Source organism: Corynebacterium sp. (assembly GCF_030530965.1).
Lineage (GTDB): Bacteria > Actinomycetota > Actinomycetes > Mycobacteriales > Mycobacteriaceae > Corynebacterium.
The window spans coordinates 12674-16010 of the sequence record NZ_JAUMTY010000051.1; the positions used below are offsets into that span (position 1 = coordinate 12674).

At 60.1% G+C, this 3337-nt stretch carries 2 protein-coding genes and 1 pseudogene; all 3 read right to left on the minus strand.

The genetic code is table 11. The annotated features are described in order from the left end of the window. Positions 1 to 446: pseudogene (locus Q3981_RS08845) on the minus strand (gamma-glutamyl-phosphate reductase); the annotation flags it as partial. 101 nt (positions 447 to 547) lie between these two features. Beyond that, entirely contained in the window at positions 548 to 1765 is a 1218-nt protein-coding gene (proB, locus tag Q3981_RS08850; RefSeq protein WP_046202762.1) for a glutamate 5-kinase, read from the minus strand. A gap of 423 nt (positions 1766 to 2188) precedes the next feature. Continuing rightward, positions 2189 to 3337: GTPase ObgE (gene obgE / locus Q3981_RS08855; protein ID WP_303125381.1), on the minus strand; the 1149-nt coding region annotated here is incomplete at its 5' end.

Genomic DNA, 3337 nt, shown 5'->3' on the forward strand with positions numbered 1-3337 from the left:
TCATAAACCATGCCCATCACGCCGAGCGGGACGCGCACCTGCTTGAGCTCCAGGCCATTCGGCAAGGTCGAGCCGCGAACAATGTCGCCCACGGGGTCGGGCAGCGCAGCCACCTGGCGCAGGCCGTCGGCGATTCCCTCGATGCGGTCCTCGTCGAGAACCAGGCGGTCGATGAGAGCCTCGGACATCCCCCACTCACGGCCGGCGGCAACATCTTTGTCATTCGCCTCAATAATTGCCGACGCTGATTTCACTAATGCGTCAGCTGCGTGATGGAGCAGCTCATTCTTTTGAACCGTTGTTAAACGAAGCGTTTGGGCAACGTCATGCGCACGCTGAGCCTTATCGAGGACCTCAGCGCGCTCCTGTGCGCGCTCGTCGTCGAGCTTGGTGTTCGGGTCGGTCGTCTTGGTGTCGTTTTGGGGATTCTGGCTAGGTGTTGTCATGAAGCCTTTCCTCATTGTGGTTGTCGATCACGGCGCAGTAATCAACGGTGATCAATCGTCGCCGTGATGTCCTCACGATGCTTTTTAACCTACTGCTCCACCTAGGCGCGGGAAGCGAAATTGGACAAATAATCGCGGTGTACCACGGGGCGGTGGAGGTATTCGGGCAGCTCTTCCGAGGACCGCCCAATCATGTCCGCCAATGTTGAGGAATCGTAATTAACCTCACCGCGGCCAATGACCTGCCCTTTCGGGCCCACAATATCGACGATGTCACCCGCGGTGAAGTCCCCGTCGGCACGACGAATACCAACAGCAAGAAGCGACGAGTGCTTCTCCGTCACAGCTTTCATCGCGCCCGCGTCAAGGCGCAACGTGCCGCTGGCGTCGGCGGCATACAGCGCCCAGAATTTCCACGCAGACAGGCGTTCTTCGCGCGGCCAGAAGGCCGTTCCGACGTCCGCATCATTCAGCGCCGGGCCGATATTAGCCGTCGAGGTTAACAGCACCGGAACACCAGCGCGCGAGGCCAACCGGGCAGCCGAGAGCTTGGAGGCCATGCCGCCTGTACCCAACTTGCCGCCATCGCCCGCGGCGACTTCCTTCAGATCGTTGCCGCTCTTGACCTCAGGCACAAAGCGTGCGCCCGGCGAGGACGGGTTGCGGTCGTACAAACCATCCACATCGGACAGCAACACCAACGCATCCGCAGAGACCAGGTGCGCCACCAGCGCGGCCAGGCGGTCGTTGTCGCCGAAACGCATCTCCGAGGTCGCCACCGCGTCGTTCTCGTTAACAATGGGAACGACGTGCATGCGGCGAAGGCGATCAATCGTGCGCTGCGCATTGCGAGCGCGGTCACGACGGCCGGCGTCGGACTGCGTTAACAAAACCTGAGCGATGGGCCTGCCGTAGCGGGCGAACGTCCGCCCCCACTCTTGCGCCAACAGCACCTGGCCGACGGCGGCAGCGGCCTGTTTCGTGGCTAAATCGGTGGGTTTCGTCGGCAAGTTCAGTGGTTTCATGCCACAGGCCACCGCGCCCGATGACACAACAATCACGTCGCTACCACGGGCCATGCGAGCCTCCAGTGCATCGCAAATGCGGTCCATGGCCTCCGGGTACACGGCTCCGTTGTCATCCGTCAGCGAGGACGACCCAATCTTGACGACGATTTTCTTAGCGTCGGCAATGCGCTCACGAACGGTGGATTCGTGGCCAGCGGCACGATCATCTATGCCCTGGTCGGGGTCCGGGAATTGGAATTCTTTGGCCGGAACAACCGGGCCTGGCATATGTACGTGCACATCGTCACGCATGGGTACTCCCTCAGGGGCAGGTGCGTCTGGCTGGAAGTTCGAAGGGAGTTCGGCGTCGGGGTGTTGACCCGACACTTCCTGGTCAGACGGTTGTGGATGGTCGGGTGCGACGTCGCGATCGGCGTTCGTGTGATCTGTCGTGTTATTAGTCGTTTGTTCAGGGGTCAGGGTCTGGGTAGAAGAAGGCATCGATCCTGATACATCAGATTGAGAACAGAAAAGTGATGAAGAGATGAGGGCATACGTCCTCTGCCGCTCATCAAGCACGCTATCCAGTATTAGCAAGAAAAGGAGGAACTGTCATATCCCATCCGCCTCTTATCGACGGTCTGCAGTGTCTTTTTCCTTGCATTTTGGCGGAAGATGTGGACCGCGTCACAGCGCGTGCGGATCGGCCAATTCCCTTCCCCTGTTCCTCGGTGTTTAGCCTTCCCACCGCTCGCGGGACGCTTCCTGCCCCAGGTCGTATTCATCAATAAGTCCACGACGAACCTGCGACGCCCGCTTGCGCTCCTCCGCTGTCGCCCGATGGGTTTGCGACAAACGCGCATCCGAACCACGGCTATCCGGCGTGCGATCGATCCCCGCCGAGGTTGTCGGCTCCCACTCGAATGTGATGTCCCCAATGGTCACATCGCAACCGGGCTGCGCGCCGGCATCAAAGAGAGCATCCTCCACACCAATCCGGGCCAGGCGATCAGCCAAGTACCCCACCGCTTCATCGTTCTCGAAGTCGGTCTGGCGAATCCAGCGGTCGAGTTTCTTACCTTCGACGATAAAGCCACCGAGCTCATTATCCGTGCCGTTGTCCGTCTGGACGACAAAATCCTCACCGGCGTTCTTCGCTGCGCTCTTGCGACCCAGTTTGCCTCGGCGTTTGTCAACGGGCTCGGGTCGAAGAACCGCCACGGGTTCCTCGTCGACCGGGTGCTCAGACCGATACTTCTTCACGATCTCCCATAAGCCGAAGCGAAGCTCGTCCAGGCCCTCGTGGGCGACCGACGAAATCGTGAAAATGGGCCACCCGAACTGCTCGAGGGATTCCTTTTCCAACTCAGCCATGTCGCGCGCGTCAGGAACGTCCATCTTCGTCATAACAATGACACGCGGCCGCTCACGCAGATCTCCCAGCCCAGTGTCGTGATCCAACGCTGTTTGGTACGCGGCTAATTCTTCTTCCAGTGCACGAATGTCATCGACCGGGTTACGGTCGGCTTCCAGGGCCGCCGGGTCAACCACGTGGGCGATCACCGCGCATCGTTCGATATGGCGCAAGAAATCCAAACCCAGGCCGCGACCTTCAGAAGCACCGGGAATCAAACCGGGGACATCCGCGATCGTGAAAGCGTCGTTATCCACCATGACGACACCAAGATTCGGCGTGAGCGTCGTGAAGGGATAATCCGCAATCTTCGGCTTCGCCGCCGAAAGCACGCTGATCAGTGACGACTTCCCGGCCGAGGGGTAGCCCACCAGTCCGACGTCGGCAATGGACTTGAGCTCAAGGACGACGTCTTTTTCTTCACCGGGCTCGCCGAGGAGGGCAAAACCAGGTGCCCGGCGCGCCTTGGA